This is a genomic window from Nostoc sp., from assembly GCF_036917155.1.
Taxonomy (GTDB): domain Bacteria; phylum Cyanobacteriota; class Cyanobacteriia; order Cyanobacteriales; family Nostocaceae; genus Nostoc.
In genome coordinates this window covers 12,727-27,990 of sequence record NZ_JBALDZ010000107.1, presented here as the reverse complement: position 1 = coordinate 27,990, position 15,264 = coordinate 12,727, and the positions used below count along the sequence as shown (strand labels likewise).

The following is a 15,264-nucleotide window of genomic DNA, read 5'->3' as shown; positions in this document are numbered from 1 at the left end:
AAAGTTCTACAGACTAAAGTATTCAAAATAGCATGATGAGCGACATAACAGCGACATAACAAAGATGGTGGCGGAAGTTTGCCACCGTGTACTAGTCTCCAGTGCCATGTCCTGAACTCTGAGTTTTCGCCTCTGCTCCTTCAGACTGAGTTTTTTGATACTTACCTGGATATTTATGTTGAAAATAAGCTTCCAGCACTTGTAAAACCATCGGGCCACAAATAGTTCCGCCATGCTCGCCAGTATTTTCACCAAAGGCCACAACCACAATTTCTGGCTTATTACTGGGGGCATAAGCACCAAACCAAGTATGATTTGGGCGACCAACACCGGCTTCAGCAGTGCCACTCTTTCCAGATGCCGGGGCAATTGTGGGCACGTTCAAACTTTTACCAGTACCTTCACTTACCACCCTCCGCAGTCCGTCGCGGAGAACTTTGATAGTTTCCGATTTCATATTTAAGGATTCTCGCCAGCTTTTTGCTTCTTCATTATCTTTGAGCAAATGTGGCTTAACTCGATATCCACCATTAGCAGGAACAGAAAACATAATCGCCGATTGCAGGGGTGTCACTTGCAAAGCGCCTTGACCAATTGACATATTAATGGTGTCGCCTACAGTCCAAGGTGTCTTCAAAACCTTCTGCTTCCATATTTCATCTGGAACCAAACCTTTTGATTCTTCGTTGGGAAATTCAATGCCAGTTTTTTGACCAAATCCGTATTTGCGACTCCATTCGATTAAAGTTGGGCCACCGACTTTTCTACCAACTTGATAGAAGAAAGTATCACTACTCATCGCGATCGCTCTGGGAAATCCCAATGGCCCGAATCCGGCGTGGTTCCACTCACCAAATGTCACCCCACCAACGGTCAAAGAACCAAAGGTCTGTAATATTGAGTCTGGAGAAAATTCACCTGATTCCAATCCAGCTGTCGTAGTCACAATTTTGAACGTACTGGCGGGAGGAAAGGCACTCAGGGCACGATTTACCAAAGGATGATCTTTTCCTTGCAGGCTTTCCCAATCTTTCTGGGAGAGTTTTTGTTTGGAGAAGATATTCGGGTCAAAGGTGGGGTAAGATACCATTGCTAAAACTGCACCATTCTTCGGATCAATGGCGACGATCGCACCTCGTTGATTTCCTAAAGCTTTTTCTGCTGCCTTTTGCACATCTAAATCTATGGTTAGATGCAAATCGTTACCAGCTTTTGCCTGTTTCTCCCCAATAACCCGGATTGGTCTACCAGCACCATCTACTTCCACCTGCTGACCGCCCCATTCCCCCCGTAGAGCTTTCTCATAAGCCTTTTCCACGCCCATCTGACCGATTACATCTCCCAGTCGGTAGCCTTGCTCCTTTTTGTCTTTTAATTGGTCAGCGGTCAACTCTCGCGTATAACCTAGTACGTGTGCCAATTCCTTGCCATGTGGATAATAGCGCACTGAGTCTGTATTGATTTCCACTTCCGGGAGTTCATTCTTATACTCCTTTAATGCCGTGATTTCTGCTTCATTTAGATCGCGGGCAACTCGGATGAGTGAAGAAGAATTAGCACCTGCTTGTTCTAATTTCTTTTCCATCTCATCTTGCGGAATGTTGAGAATTTGCGCTAAACGCGGGCCGACTACAGACCAGGAAGGCTTAGTATGCGCCATCGGCCACAAATATACTGAGCTAGGATAGCGAGTACTGGCTAAAAGTTTGCCATTCCGGTCAAAAATATTACCCCGTTCTGGTTGTTTGAGAATCATCCGAATTCGGTTTGCTTCGGCTCGTTCCCGGAGTTTTGGCCCTTCAACAATTTGCAAATATGCCAAACGCGCCCCAATCCCAGCAGTCATTAATAGGGTAAATAGGATTAAAAATATTGATTGAAAACCACGTCCAACTGTACGGGTATCTTTTTTACTGCCAAGTGATGGAAACATAAGCAATTCAAAATTTAAAATGAATAAATGCAGTTCCTAGCTAGCCTTTTCGCAATTGCTAATATGCAAGTTTAATGCTTATTAGCTTAATCAAAGAATGCCTAAGTACCAGAGCAAGTATATACATTTACCGTAATTCCACGCCCAGCACTGAGTATGAAAGAATCGGGCGAGTATATTCTTAAACAATTGTTTTTGGCGGATACAATGAACCAAAGTGTCAAATTTAGTCTGCCCAATAGACTAGATAAATTGACAAAATAACGTAAGATCATGGCATTCTACTGAAGATTATGGCTCAAATTGTCATGCAGAATCAGAGGGGGATAACAAGTTTTCAGCCACTTGATGTTGAACTGCGTAACGTCTTCAAGTTTTTTAACCAAGAACCAGCAGTAAATGGAATCGACTTGGATGTTAGACAAGGAGAATTTTTTAGTATTTTAGGCCCCTCCGGTTGTGGTAAAACAACAACACTACGCTTAATTGCTGGGTTTGAAATCGCTGACGCTGGTAAGGTGCTGATTCAGGGTCAGTCTATGACTAATGTGCCGCCTTACCGCCGACCCGTCAATACTGTATTTCAAAGTTACGCTTTATTTAACCACCTGAATGTCTGGAATAACATCGCCTTTGGACTGCGGTTAAAAAAAATACCCAAATCGAAAATTGAATCTAGAGTCCAAGAAGCTTTAAAACTCGTGAAAATGGAAAGTTTGCGATCGCGCTTTCCTAATCAACTTTCTGGTGGTCAACAGCAGCGAGTTGCTTTAGCCAGGGCTTTAGTTAATCGTCCCACCGTCGTATTGTTAGATGAACCTTTAGGAGCGTTAGATTTAAAGCTACGTAAAGAAATGCAGGTTGAGTTATCAAATTTACACAAAGACTTGGGATTGACCTTTGTGATGGTGACACACGACCAAGAAGAAGCATTATCTTTGAGCGATCGCATTGCCGTGATGAATCAAGGCAAAATTGAGCAAGTTGGCACTCCCAGCCAAATTTACGAACGTCCTCAGACATCTTTTGTTGCTGATTTTATTGGCGATACTAATTTATTCAGTGGTGAAATTGTCGCGGTAGACTCCTCTAATGTGCAAATTTCGACGAAAACAGGACTCTCAATTATCATTAGCCGCGCTGAAGATACACCAACTGAATTATCACAAGCTGTAGTAGTAAGTGTACGTCCAGAAAAAATACAGCTTTCGTTTTATCCACCAAACTTGCCAGCTAACTGCTTTGAAGGAAGGCTGATCAACGTTATGTATTTGGGCACACACGTTAATTATGTTGTGGAATTAACAAATGGCATTAGCATTCATGTGTTGCAGCCGAATACTTTTGGCGTTTTACCAGACCGCGATACGCCTATTTATACCTGGTGGGCAGAAACTGATTGTTTAGCAATTAGTCAATAGTCAAACAATTTGGGATTTTAGATTTTAGCTAAGATTTATTCCACATAGATTGCTTTTAGGGGAGCGAGTATAAATTTGAGGACAATTCTGAGATACGCTGCGCGTAGCTTGCTTCCGCGTAGGGGTACAGACCTTTTTGAAGTAATAATCGTTTATCTTGAAATCAGAATAACTCAATTTTCTCCGGCAGAATCCAATGAGCGTTGTAATTCCTGATGACATCCTCCAATCAACCAAGATGACTGAGGATGAATTAAAGCTCGAAATCGCCATCATGTTGTACAAACAGGAAAAAATTAGTAGTGGCAAAGCCCGTGCTTGGACTGGATTGACAGTGATTGAGTTTCAACACGAATTGGCAAAACGGGGACTTTGCATCAACTATGATGTTGAAGATTTGCAAGCAGATGTTAAAACCTTGCAATCAATGCGGTTGCTGTGATTGTTGTTAGTGATACTTCCCCAATCACAAATCTTGTAGTCATTGATCAGCTAGACCTGTTGCAGAAACTCTATGGAAGCATCGTTATTCCTCTAGGGGCTTGTATTTATATTAGCGTCCCAACATTTTATCTCGCAGATGTTTAATGCGATCGCACCGTTTAGTAGCTTCAACAGGATTGCATGTAGACTCTTATTTGCTACGCATCTGTTACTTCGGTTTCAAACTGTACTTGTCTGTACAAATGAGCATCTTCAATAATTATGCTGCATAGTTATAGACAGGAACTTCAGTGAAGCGATCCGGCTGTTGTCCACTAAGGACAATTTGCTGTAAATGCTCTACAGTTGATGGAGAAAAAAATTGTTCTCCTGTTTCTTCATTCACGTGAGCAGGTACGTTCTCAATCATGAAGACCTGTCCATTTAGCTCTAAGGTGTAAGTTACCTTTTTTTCAACTAGCGTTTCTTGCTCATGAGTCATCGCCACGGTTTCTCCTTTGTGTAAAGTCTTGATCCCATTTCTGTGGGTCGGGTTGATACAGAGTAATAATTCTGACTAATGGACGAGAGGGATAGCTACATTGAACGTGAATGGGTCTTCGAGCTTGGGTCAAACCACTAATCAGACAGCTTGGTCCGTACTTATCATTTGGATAGTCTTCAATAACCTGTCCATTGGCAATTATCTCTCTGATTTCTTGAACCTGAACTTGTCGCAAGATGGATTGATCAACGGCGTGCTTGGAAAACTCAAATTGTTCATCAGCAACTTTCTGACGGATTTCTTCAATAAGTGAGGTCATATAACTATTTTTTCACATCCGTCTGGCTCAGGTATAGATGTTATTTATCCTCCATGTAGACTCTTATTTGCTACGCATCTGTTAGTTCGGTTTCAAACTGTACTTGTCTGTACACATGGGCGATCGCAATTTCCACATCTACAGATTCTAGCCGCAATATATCGCCCAAATTATACTCTGACAGCACCCATTTTCCCTGTTCGTTGCGTCGAAACACTTCTACAATCGGTTGAGCTACTTGTACTAAGACATATTCTTGCAGGGTTGGAGATTGGCGATATTTGGCAAATTTTTTCCCCCTATCGGCTGCTTCTGTTGAAGGTGATAGCACTTCGATAATTAAGCAGGGAAATTGTACCAATTGTGGATCAGTATCTCGTTCATCGCAAGTTACCACCACATCTGGATAAAAATATTTTTGCCCCGGTTCTATCTGCACCTTCACATCTACAATGTACACTTCACAGGTGCGATCGGCTAGGGCATCATCTAAGAGCTTAAAGAAATTTCCAGAAACCCGATTATGGTTGCGTGTAGCACCACTCATCATCACAACTTCGCCATCCCAATACTCGTAGCGTTCCTCTTGGGTAGGTTCCCAAACCAGATATTCTTCTGCACTCATCAAAATGTTGTCGGGTAAAGCAACCATTGGCGCGATCTCTTAATGATTTACTTTATTTAGGATAGCGAAAAATGGGTGTTCTCTTTTGGTATGACTATTCCCACATCCTCTGAACAGAATAAGCATCGAATTTTTTATCCCTGCTAATAATAATTAAGGAGTGATTGATAGCCTGTGCAATCAACATCCGGTCAAATGGATCGCCATGATGTAGGGGGAGATTCCTAACTTGAACTGTATCGGCAAAAGATATCGGAAGTATGAGTATATCTGAAGCGTCGATCGCAGAACCTATCGTTTCATACGTCCGTTGAAGCGATAATTTGCCAAGGTTCAACTTGATGGCAATTTCCCAAAGACTAGCAATACTGAGATAAACTATATCTGCGGTATTGATCATCATCCTCAGATTATCTAGAAGATTGGAGTCATTTTCAGTTAGCCAGATAAAGGCATGAGTATCTAAAAGGAAACCACTCATTCCATATATTCCTTAAAAACTTCGAGAGGTTCATCAAAGTCATCAGGCAAAGGTAAAACAAAAGTTCCTTTTAAGATGCCAGATCGACGCTTTTGTTGTAGTAAACTTTCCTGATAAATAGCCTTTGAATAATTCTCAACTAAATATTTGGCATAATGCAAGAGTTCTTGTTTAAGTGACTCTGGCATTTGATCTAGTGTTTGTAAAATTTCTGCATCAATAGCCATAATTTCTCCTGAGAGGTTCTCCTACTTGTAATTTTATGGGAATTTCTGAAAGGAATTTTATTTTTCGGTGGCTTCGGTTTCAAACTGCACTTGTAAGTACAAATCGGCGAGGTCTACGATGGGCTATTCGGCGTCGCACACTGTGCCAGAATCGCGATTATAGCCGATTATACTTTTTATAATTGGTATGTGCTTTTCAGATATATAGCAAATTAGGCGATTGCCTCGAAAAGAAAAAAACCTAAGCCATCTAACGCCCAAGATGAGCGGTAGTAGCTAACCTTTGCTTCACTACCAAGATATCTCAAATGTCCGCTTCATAGACTTGTTAGTTTACTGGGTAACACCAAATTATTGATCATCAATCCAATCGCTACACAGTTCACAAAACGAATCAGCTTCATTATCTGAAGTCGTTTCGTTTGTCATTTCTATCTCTTTGCTAACTCAAATCACTGGCTAATTTCAGTTTAGCAATTTGCTCAAATCACCTTATTCCGCGATCACTAAAAACGCAGCTAACCCAAAAGACCAAGAATCCAACAGATAACCTTAATACAGCGCCCCAAATTAGAAATGAAGCCAGTTAACTATATAATTACGAATTATTTAAACTTTTCGCAATAATGCCCGAATAGCGATCGCACAATCAGGAAAAGCTAAAGGTGAAATTGTCACATCCTCTGCAAGTATGCTCTCGCTGTGGTATCCGTCTGGACTAGGGAGACGATACATATACAACTTGCGTCCATTGACATCTAAAATCCAGTACTCAATAATACCTGACTTCGCATAAGCGATCGCTTTTACTTCTCGATCGTATTTGAGACTGGAATCAGCTATTTCAATCAGTAAAAACACTTCGGAAGCATTGGGATGGTGATCGTCATAATCTAATGGATTCAGCTTCACCACTGAAATATCTGGTTCTGGTTCCGAATAATCGTCAAGTTGCACTGGTGACTGAATTCTTAATAAAACTTTGTCACCCAAGCGTTGACGTAATAACCTTTCTGTGCGGGTAATTGCTGATTCGTGAGCAGTTCCTTTTGCTGACATTCTGATGATTTGTCCCGCGATTAATTCTAAGTGTTCTTCAGGATGAAAAATCCCCATTTCCGCCATTTGGTGATATTCTTGAACACTAATTAGGCGAATATTGGTAAGCATAAGATTCAGGTTAACTTCCTAACATTTTATCCCGCAGATGCTTAATGTGATGTGCAAGCGGTTTGTTATGTCGCCGCGATCGCCGCAATATGCAACAATAGCAAGTAAAACAGTAAATGGCATCTTATTCATTATCGCTTCTTGGTGATATTCTTGAACACTAATTAGGCGAATATTGGTCAGCATAAGATTCACGTTAAATTACCCAATTTATTCAGATGATATTTTTCTTTTTCCCCTGCTCCCTGCTCCCCTGCCTACACAATGATTGATTATTATTGGAAGTCCCTTAGTCGTTCAAGTTGGGCTTCAATGGCTGCCAAAAGTTCATGTTGCTGCCAATCTTGGCTAAGATGGGCGGCTATGCAAGCTGCTCCAGCACCTATACCTTCTTTCACAAAGCCCTGCTCATAAGCTCTCAATTGGGGATAACGAGAATCAGCAAAGCTTAGATTAGTTGCTAATAAGGGTGGGGTTCTTCCACTCTCAGTTAAGCTGCCTTTTCCTAAGTTGAGGGCTAAGTCAACTGTAGCGCCAGTCGGGTCTTCTGCTACCCAGCGGGTTGTGCCTACAACTACTGCTTCTGGTTGCCATGATAAGGCGTAAGCTTGAGCGATCGCACTCATCAGCGCATAAACCGCTAACATTTGCGTCCCTCCAGCCAGCATTACACCACAACTACGACTAGCTGCGATCGCCATCCCAGCTACTACCACTTGCATGGGATCGCCCACGGCGGCTACGAGTTTTAAGGGGTTAACTGGGGGAGATGAGGAGGATGAGGGGGATGAGGGAGAACTTACTTCTCCATCTCCCCCATCTCCCTCATCTCCCCCATCTCCCCCATCTCCCCCCATCTCCCCCAGCCCACTTTGCACTAGTGCCCACTTTTGTGCATGGTTACAAACAGGGTGGCTACTGTTAACTTTTCCGGCAGCATCTACACCCAAACCAGTTAAGATTGCTAGGGCAGTTGTAGTGCCTCCAACGACGCACTCACCAATAATCAGATATCCCTGTTGGATATTAGTAGCAAGGCGTTCTCCCCAAAGTAGCCCTTGTTCAAATAAGTGGTGTACAGTTGTGATTTCCATAGCAGCACCTCCACTTAAACACTTAGCAGGAGTGCCACCTAAATCAATTACTGGTGCGGCAGGAGGCTGGGGTAAACCAGCATTAAATAAATGAACTGGTATTTTTAGTGACTCAAAGACGGCGCGAGAAATCAGCACAGGTGAAGCCCCAGCCGCTAATGGTGGTAGGGGGTATTGGGCTTTATGTTCTGGCCCGTAATACAAAAACTCGGCATCAGCACAAGCGGTATATTTCCGATCCTCTGGAGTGCGACCGGCTGCTGAAATCCCTGGAATTAAACCAGTTTCAGTAAATCCTAAAACACAGGCAAATACTGGTAGACAACCACGATACCGTTGTAGCCATTCTTCACCCTGTTCTTTTTGGGTATAAATACGAATCATTTGGAAAGTTAGCAGTTAGCAGTTAGCAATTAGCAATTAGCAATTAGCAATTAGCAATTAGCAATTAGCAATTAGCAATTAGCAATTAGCAATTAGAAGTTTAATTTATAACTCTTAACTCACAACTCCTCACTATCCTTCATAATCCATGAGGACTTGTACCCAGTGGGGTGGGCGGGGAATGGGGTTGCCCAGGCGGTCAAAAAGCAACCATGATGCTAGATGTACCACAAAAAGGTAGATAAAGTTGTTGAGTAGAATTAAAGCGATCGCTCCTACTTGAATCAAAAACACACTGGGACTCGCCAACAAACTCAGCTTCAAACATACCCACTCAATGAACTCTGTCACTTGGGTAATCACATAAATCCACAGATCTTCACCTGACAAAACAGACAGCAACCATAGCCGAAAAAAAACTCCCAAAGTACCCAATAGCGTACCCAAGGTGATAGAAACAATCCAGGGAACACGACGACGATACCATGTCGCTCCTAAAAGCACGCCCATGAACCCGTAGGGCATGACAAACAGCAAACTGCGGGCTGGTCCCATCAGTACTGTCAGCAATAATCCACAGGTGAGTGCTGCCATCCATGCCGCACGTTTGCCCCAACGTAGATAAACTAAAGCGATCGGCACCGGAAAAAATATCCGCAAAACTGGCCCCAAGGGAAAGTAAAAATTAATAAACCAAATTAAGCTAGCGGTACTGGCTAAAAATGCTGTTTCTACCATCCTTAAGGGTGCATCAGCCTTGAGTTGAGGAGGCATTAACTGCTGTTCTTTATCTAACCAATGATTCTGAGGAGTTGGAGATTCAGGGGATGGATCTTCCTCTGGCTCATTTGGGAGAGAATCTAAAATACTCATATCTGACAAGTTCTTAAACTGGGGATTGGGGACTAGTACCGCAAGGCGTAAATAAACCACCCATTTAAAATAGCCAGAAAGCTTACAAAATAAGCATTCTTTCTTTTTACTTTTGCCTTTTTACTTTTGCCTTCTTGTACTAGTTACTGGGAAGATTTGGTTGAGATTTATACCCCAACCAAATCTTAAAAGAATTTCTTTTGCAGTACCCAGTACCCATTTCTCGCCAACTTTTCTTAGCTGTTCGCATAGCATCTCGTAGAGAAGTTGGAGAAGGAAAGGGCGTTACCTGCTAAACGATCATTCTTTCTAAGGCTGACAAATCGGGAATACAAATAGTATCTTGATCCCGTTTAATCAAGCCTTTTTTTTCTAGCCTTGTCAAGACTCGTGTCACCGTTTCCCGCGCCAGTCCGCTCAAACTACTCAATTCCCGATGAGGTAAATTGGGGATTTCGGTTCCTGTTTGCCCTTTTTTTCCTTGTCCTTCTGCCAAAAATAACAACGTATCTGCTACTCTTGACTGGCTATCAGATTCCCGCAACCGCAATCGGCGATTTACTTGTCGCAAACGTCGGGCCATTAGTTGCGCCAATCGAACTCCTGCTAAGGGTTCTATCTGAAGTAACTTGACAAAATCCTGAGCAGGCATACTGCCTATTACCGTTGGCGCTAAGGTAATCACATCTGTAGAGCGAGGCACTTCATCTAGGGCCGCCATTTCACCAAATAATTCTCCTTTGCCAAGAATATTCAGCGTTACCTCTTTCCCCTCCAGATTGTAGGTGCGAATTTTTACCCATCCGTCCATAATAAAATACACAGAACCGCCCCAGTCATTTTCCAGGAGAATTACCTGATTGGCTGGGTGAGTGCGGGTGACAAGATGGATGAGGGCTGATTCCACAGCAGTTTCTGGCAACCCTTGAAAAAAGGGAGCGGAGGTGATCATCCAGGGATTAGCCTGTGCTTGCAAGCTATATCGGTCTTCCATTACAACATCTTTATTCAAGCTGCTATGTACACACAACAAACAAGAGCGCCATTTTTAGCCTCAGCTATCATTGCACAGTTCCCTTTCAAAGAGAAAACTAAACTATGCTACACAAGAAAGCGACAAGAACGTTTTTCTAAATAATCTTTACCTATAAGTTTAAACGGAGTAAAAGTTTTGCAAAAAGTAGTTTATAGCCGGCGGTTGTATTGCTTAGGGGCTAGCTGCACTGCAAACTTGATTGGTTAAGAATATAGGCAAACAACATCAATGATACTAAAGGGAGTAAATTATTGCTCAGGTATTTTAGCGATTTTCAAAAATAGGCAACTAATGACCTCTAAAACGAAGCTTCTCGAACAAAGGCTGACTGAAGATTGCCATGGCTCCCAGTAATCCATAACATAATGACAGTCACAAGTCCAAGCAGCGGCTTTTGCTACTCAAAACTTCTCCGATGGGAGACGCTGTGCGAATAGTGATTGTAAAGTACTTGTTATATTAGTTGGCACAGTTTTCTACATAAGGTAATAAAAGTGACTTCCAGTACAGATGAAATTCAAAAGCTGATCGCAGACATTGACAATTTACTTGCCAGCAGTGGCAAGCGCCTGTCTAGATTTTTGTCTGGTCAGGGGCAAGAGCCTAAAGAAGTTTTAGAACGAATTCGCGACTTTTTGGTGAGGTTACAAGAAAAGGAAGCATTAGAGAACGGCATCCCAAATCAGTCTTCCGAAGAATCGCGTTCGCCCTTGGCGATGGCTCCGCCATCGCCTTTGTTAACAAAATTTATTGATCATGACAATCACCTATATCCACTACCGCAGCTCCAACCGAGTCAGGAACAGAGTACTGTTGACGCCGGACAATTAAAAAATGAATTTTCGAGATTGATTCAGCCGTTGCGATCGGAATTAGAATTGCTCTTGCAAGAGCGAGCCAACCTGATACAAGAAATTCGCCAGCTAGAACAAAAGCGTTTGCAAAACTACTCCCTAGCGCAGCAGTTGACTAACCAAGAGCAAATGATTACCGAATTTTTACAGGTACTCATGAGTCGCCTTGTGCCAACCTTAACAGCACTGGTCGGAAAGACGGGGGAAAATTCTGCCAGTTCTTCAGGAGAAATTAATCACGCAACCTCTGCAACTCAACCTTTTTTAGAATCACCAGACAGTGTGGAGCGGTTAACCCAACTGGCCAGGGATTTGGATCAGCGCCTATTATCACTAGATGGGACGGTGAATGTAGTCTTTGAGGCACTACAGCGCAACATTAATACTTATTACGAATCTCTGTCGCAAGCACTGGCAAGAATGCATAGCAAGGGGATGCAAGGCGAACAGATGATGGCCAGCTTTCTCAATAATTTGACCCAGCATTTGCAGCAAGAATCCCCTAGTTCCCAGCCATCTTTCTTGGGGATAGAATCTGAGACACTACCATCATTGCCTGAGCCAACCGCGATCGCTGCTGAAGTTGCGCCCCACCCCTTGGAATTGATACAACCAGAAACTTCATCTCCACTCATTATTAATTCTGAGCAACAGGAGACTACCCTCACGGAAGATTTAGATGCAGCGCTGTTGCAGCTTGGTTTAGACTCGTCTGAATCTTCTGAAACCCCGACCGAATTACCGCAAGATATTTCTGCGTTAATTGGTGATGAAGTAGACCAACTTTACGCCAGTTTGTTTGGCGCTGGTGATGTTAATAATCCCAGCCTCGATGTTGCCACAAATGACTTATCTGCTTCCACAGACTCCCCATCTGTAACTCCAACTGTGGATTCTGCCGTTGTATTACCAGATACGGGTTTTTCAACCCAAGAAACTTTAGGAGAAACCACAGATTCATCAGAGCCACAGGAAGAACTATTTTTTGAAGAGGATACCGATCTAGACTCACCTCTCAGCTTTTCTACCCCACAAACAGACAGTTTACCCACGCAAATCGACACTCAGCCAGCTAGTGTTGATACAATTAATACCCTAACTGACCTATTGCCTGATACAAGTAGTGAGCAGCGATCGCTGGAAGTATTATCCTTCATGGAGGATGTCACAACTACAGCACCAGTTACTCCAGAAGTCGCAGAAATTACGTTGGCATATCCTTACGGGGAAGAAAACTACGCACAACCTCCCGTTCGTGCAGCGTCTCCGACAGGAGAAGAAAAGCCTACTGTACCCCTACAGGAAAGCGAAGCGACTGGTAAAGAAGATATCGCTACATCGGAAGTATTAATTAACGACGATCAGCCAGAACCGACTTCAGATAACTACATTGCTGCTTCACCCCAAGAAAACTTGCTTTCTATTGAGTCAAACCAGGCTCCAGCCGTACCTGATATTTCCCTAGATGAAGAACAGTTGCAGCAATTAGATCGGGATTTGGCTAATTTTGATCAGCAGCTAAATTCTGAGTCACAACCAGCCACCAATTTGGATATTTTCTCGGAAATACTTGATACAACTCAAGACACAATTCCCACAACTTCCTCTGAAAATCTCCAAATAGCAGAAAACACCTCAACTGCTGCTTTCTCCAGTTTGGCAGTTCCCCAGATAGAAACTGACAAAAAAAAGGAAGTCGTAACTCCTGTTCAAGAAAGTTCTTCACCAACAATTTCCAACTCCATAAATAATCCAGAGGTTGCGCCTAATGTTATAGAACCAGTCTGGTATTTAGGAATTGATTTAGGTACAACAGGAATTTCTGCCGCCTTATTAAATCGCTCGACTTTTGTTGTACATCCTATCTACTGGTCAGCAGAAAACCCATCGGGAACAAGTTCGTTCCAGCAATCCTTTCGTTTGCCAACAGAGGTTTATCTGCCTACAGCTTCTATACCCCACGGTGAAAATGAAAGTATCGAAACACATGAGCAGACGGCACCGGCGGCTGTTGCTCAAGATAAAGTGCCCGATCGCTCCCCCACCACTCCTGCAACACCGAGATCAACATCAGATTCGACGATCAATAATCTCTACTCGGCGCAGTTGAAGCCCTATTTACAAGTAGCTATTCCCTACAAGAGTGAAAGACAGAAATGGGAACCTGTTTTGCAATTAAATGAATTTTCGGCAGGCCCTTTGATTTGGATTGTGCGATCGCTCTCTAAGCTACTATTAACCCTCAAATCTGAAAAAACAAGTACCACTCCTAGTTTAATGGCTGCCGCTGTTGGGATCAGCGAACAAAACTTTCCCCAGATTATCAATAATATTGCGGGTGTAATTTGCACCTGTCCATCTAGCTGGTCGGAACAATACCGCTTTAACGTGCGGGAAGCTTTACTCACCAGCAAACTCATTCAACATCCGCAGCAAGTCTTTTTTGTCGAAGAAGCGATCGCTAGTCTACTCCCAGAACTCGATGCCGCTAACGGTGAGCAAGTAAAATTAACCGATGGTCAAGACGATCGTCCAGCAAAAACTAGCGAACAGCCGATTATTGGCAACACTCTGGTGATTAACATTGGGACAACTGCCACAGAAATGTTGCTGGTGAATGTACCAGAAAGCTTGGTGCAATTGACATACAATGATTTCATGCTCCACAGTTTTGCTTATGCTGGTAAAGGAATTGAACAAGATATTATTTGCCAGCTGCTATTGCCACCGAAATCTCGACAATCACGCTCAGAAACACCAAGCGAGCGCAAAACTACTACTAGTAATCCTTGGCAATGGCAACCGTCAATTCCCGGTTTAGATCAAATGCGTTGGCAGACTTTAGGGTTAGAAGAATTAGAACTACCCAGAGTCGGAGAACCAGATATCACCGCTCGAATTCGCCTCCAGCAACGTCTAGAAAGTTCTCTACTGGGACAGGCTGTATTAGATGCAGCACTAGCACTAAAGCTGATTTTGCAACACCAAGACTCTTTTACCCTAGAATTAGCCGATCAGCAGTGGATTTTGCAGCGACGAGACTTAGAAAGCCAGGTATTTATCCCCTTTGTGCGCCGCCTAAATCGAGAACTCAACAAGTTATTGGTAGCTCGTGGCATCCCCACAGAAGCGATTAATCAAGCTATTCTAACTGGCGGAGTGGCTTGTGTCGCAACTGTGAACCGCTGGTTACGCCAAAAACTCCCCAGCGCTAAGATTATTCAAGATTCATATCTCGGTGAAAATGGCGCTCCTAATTGCAGTCGAGTTGCTTATGGTTTGGCGATGCTGCCTCTGCATCCCCAAATTTTAGATATACCCAGGCAACAATACACTGATTATTTCTTATTTACAGAATTGCTGCGGCTGCTACCAGATCGGCCCTTGTCTTTTGGTGAAGTTATTCAGTTATTTGAGGGTCGTGGGATTAATACTCGCATTTGTCAGCAACGGCTGCTGGCTTTTTTGGAAGGTGAATTGCCTTCGGGTTTAATACCTTCAGTCACAGATTCAACTTGGCTCACCCAGAGTTCGCAAGAAAATCCTGACTATGAAGCGATCGCCACTGCATCACTTTTTGAAAAACAAGGGAGTCTTACTTATCGTCCAAATTCCCAAAAACTGTTATCTTTGCGTCGCTATCTAAATGCGATCAAGGCTAGTAATCAGCAATCATTGGAGGAACCATATACAGTGAATTTCGCTTTAGAGGTTGCTCATTGAGACTGGTACATGACGTTAGAAATAAGAATACTACCCAAAATTCCAAATGCTCATAACGTCGGCATTTGGAATTTAGGAAAGTACTAGTAGTACTTCAGCACAGTAATTTTTTGGATGTGTACGATAGTAGTATTTTTATTTAGGTAATAGAGAAAAATACTGTAGATTCACAATCTATGACTTTAATTGAAAGATT

The 15,264-nt window shown here is 42.9% G+C and carries 14 protein-coding genes; 3 read left to right on the top strand and 11 right to left on the bottom strand.

The features are described 5' to 3' along the window. Window positions 1–91: 91 nt before the first annotated feature. On the bottom strand, window positions 92–1,933 hold the full coding sequence (mrdA, locus tag V7K67_RS15355; RefSeq protein ID WP_334730222.1) for a penicillin-binding protein 2: 1,842 nt from the start codon (window positions 1,931–1,933) through the stop codon (window positions 92–94). 293 nt (window positions 1,934–2,226) lie between these two features. Here mrdA and V7K67_RS15350 point away from each other — a divergent pair, with 293 nt between their 5' ends. Continuing rightward, on the top strand, window positions 2,227–3,354 hold the full coding sequence (locus V7K67_RS15350) for an ABC transporter ATP-binding protein (protein WP_334730223.1): 1,128 nt from the start codon (window positions 2,227–2,229) through the stop codon (window positions 3,352–3,354). A gap of 196 nt (window positions 3,355–3,550) precedes the next feature. Next, window positions 3,551–3,796: a UPF0175 family protein gene (locus tag V7K67_RS15345; protein ID WP_334730224.1), complete on the top strand. Its 246-nt coding sequence runs from the start codon at window positions 3,551–3,553 to the stop codon at window positions 3,794–3,796. A gap of 261 nt (window positions 3,797–4,057) precedes the next feature. Here the strand turns inward: V7K67_RS15345 and V7K67_RS15335 are convergent, their stop codons facing one another. The 10 genes from V7K67_RS15335 to V7K67_RS15290 all read right to left on the bottom strand — a co-directional run bounded on the left by V7K67_RS15335 (window position 4,058) and on the right by V7K67_RS15290 (window position 10,449). Then, window positions 4,058–4,279, bottom strand: coding sequence for a YgiT-type zinc finger protein (locus V7K67_RS15335; RefSeq protein WP_334707360.1), 222 nt, complete (start codon window positions 4,277–4,279; stop codon window positions 4,058–4,060). Further along, window positions 4,269–4,601 (bottom strand): DUF4258 domain-containing protein, encoded by a 333-nt coding sequence (locus V7K67_RS15330; RefSeq protein WP_334707359.1) that lies wholly within the window; start codon window positions 4,599–4,601, stop codon window positions 4,269–4,271. The genes V7K67_RS15335 and V7K67_RS15330 overlap by 11 nt, the downstream gene beginning before the upstream one ends. Before the next feature lie 70 nt (window positions 4,602–4,671). Continuing rightward, on the bottom strand, window positions 4,672–5,253 hold the full coding sequence (locus tag V7K67_RS15325) for a Uma2 family endonuclease (protein ID WP_334730226.1): 582 nt from the start codon (window positions 5,251–5,253) through the stop codon (window positions 4,672–4,674). A 67-nt stretch (window positions 5,254–5,320) separates the two neighbouring features. Beyond that, on the bottom strand, window positions 5,321–5,707 hold the full coding sequence (locus V7K67_RS15320; RefSeq protein ID WP_335167256.1) for a type II toxin-antitoxin system VapC family toxin: 387 nt from the start codon (window positions 5,705–5,707) through the stop codon (window positions 5,321–5,323). Beyond that, a complete protein-coding gene (vapB, locus tag V7K67_RS15315; RefSeq protein WP_334730228.1) occupies window positions 5,704–5,934 on the bottom strand; it encodes a type II toxin-antitoxin system VapB family antitoxin in 231 nt (76 codons plus the stop codon). Before vapB ends, V7K67_RS15320 begins: the two co-directional genes overlap by 4 nt. A gap of 609 nt (window positions 5,935–6,543) precedes the next feature. Continuing rightward, complete coding sequence (locus V7K67_RS15310; RefSeq protein ID WP_335167254.1) at window positions 6,544–7,104, bottom strand: Uma2 family endonuclease; 561 nt, start codon at window positions 7,102–7,104, stop codon at window positions 6,544–6,546. An 18-nt stretch (window positions 7,105–7,122) separates the two neighbouring features. Continuing rightward, a complete protein-coding gene (locus V7K67_RS15305; RefSeq protein WP_334730230.1) occupies window positions 7,123–7,290 on the bottom strand; it encodes a hypothetical protein in 168 nt (55 codons plus the stop codon). Between the two features lie 89 nt (window positions 7,291–7,379). After that, window positions 7,380–8,582, bottom strand: a complete 1,203-nt coding sequence (locus V7K67_RS15300; RefSeq protein ID WP_334730231.1) for a nicotinate-nucleotide--dimethylbenzimidazole phosphoribosyltransferase — start codon at window positions 8,580–8,582, stop codon at window positions 7,380–7,382. Between the two features lie 132 nt (window positions 8,583–8,714). Beyond that, the gene (locus tag V7K67_RS15295) at window positions 8,715–9,455 is read right to left on the bottom strand and encodes a DUF2232 domain-containing protein (RefSeq protein WP_334707350.1); all 741 of its coding nucleotides are present in this window, start codon (window positions 9,453–9,455) and stop codon (window positions 8,715–8,717) included. A gap of 292 nt (window positions 9,456–9,747) precedes the next feature. Further along, window positions 9,748–10,449 (bottom strand): Crp/Fnr family transcriptional regulator, encoded by a 702-nt coding sequence (locus V7K67_RS15290; protein WP_179065484.1) that lies wholly within the window; start codon window positions 10,447–10,449, stop codon window positions 9,748–9,750. 536 nt (window positions 10,450–10,985) lie between these two features. On the opposite strand from V7K67_RS15290, the gene V7K67_RS15285 reads away from it, so the two are divergent. Continuing rightward, entirely contained in the window at window positions 10,986–15,068 is a 4,083-nt protein-coding gene (locus V7K67_RS15285) for a hypothetical protein (protein WP_334730232.1), read from the top strand. Window positions 15,069–15,264 lie beyond the last annotated feature (196 nt).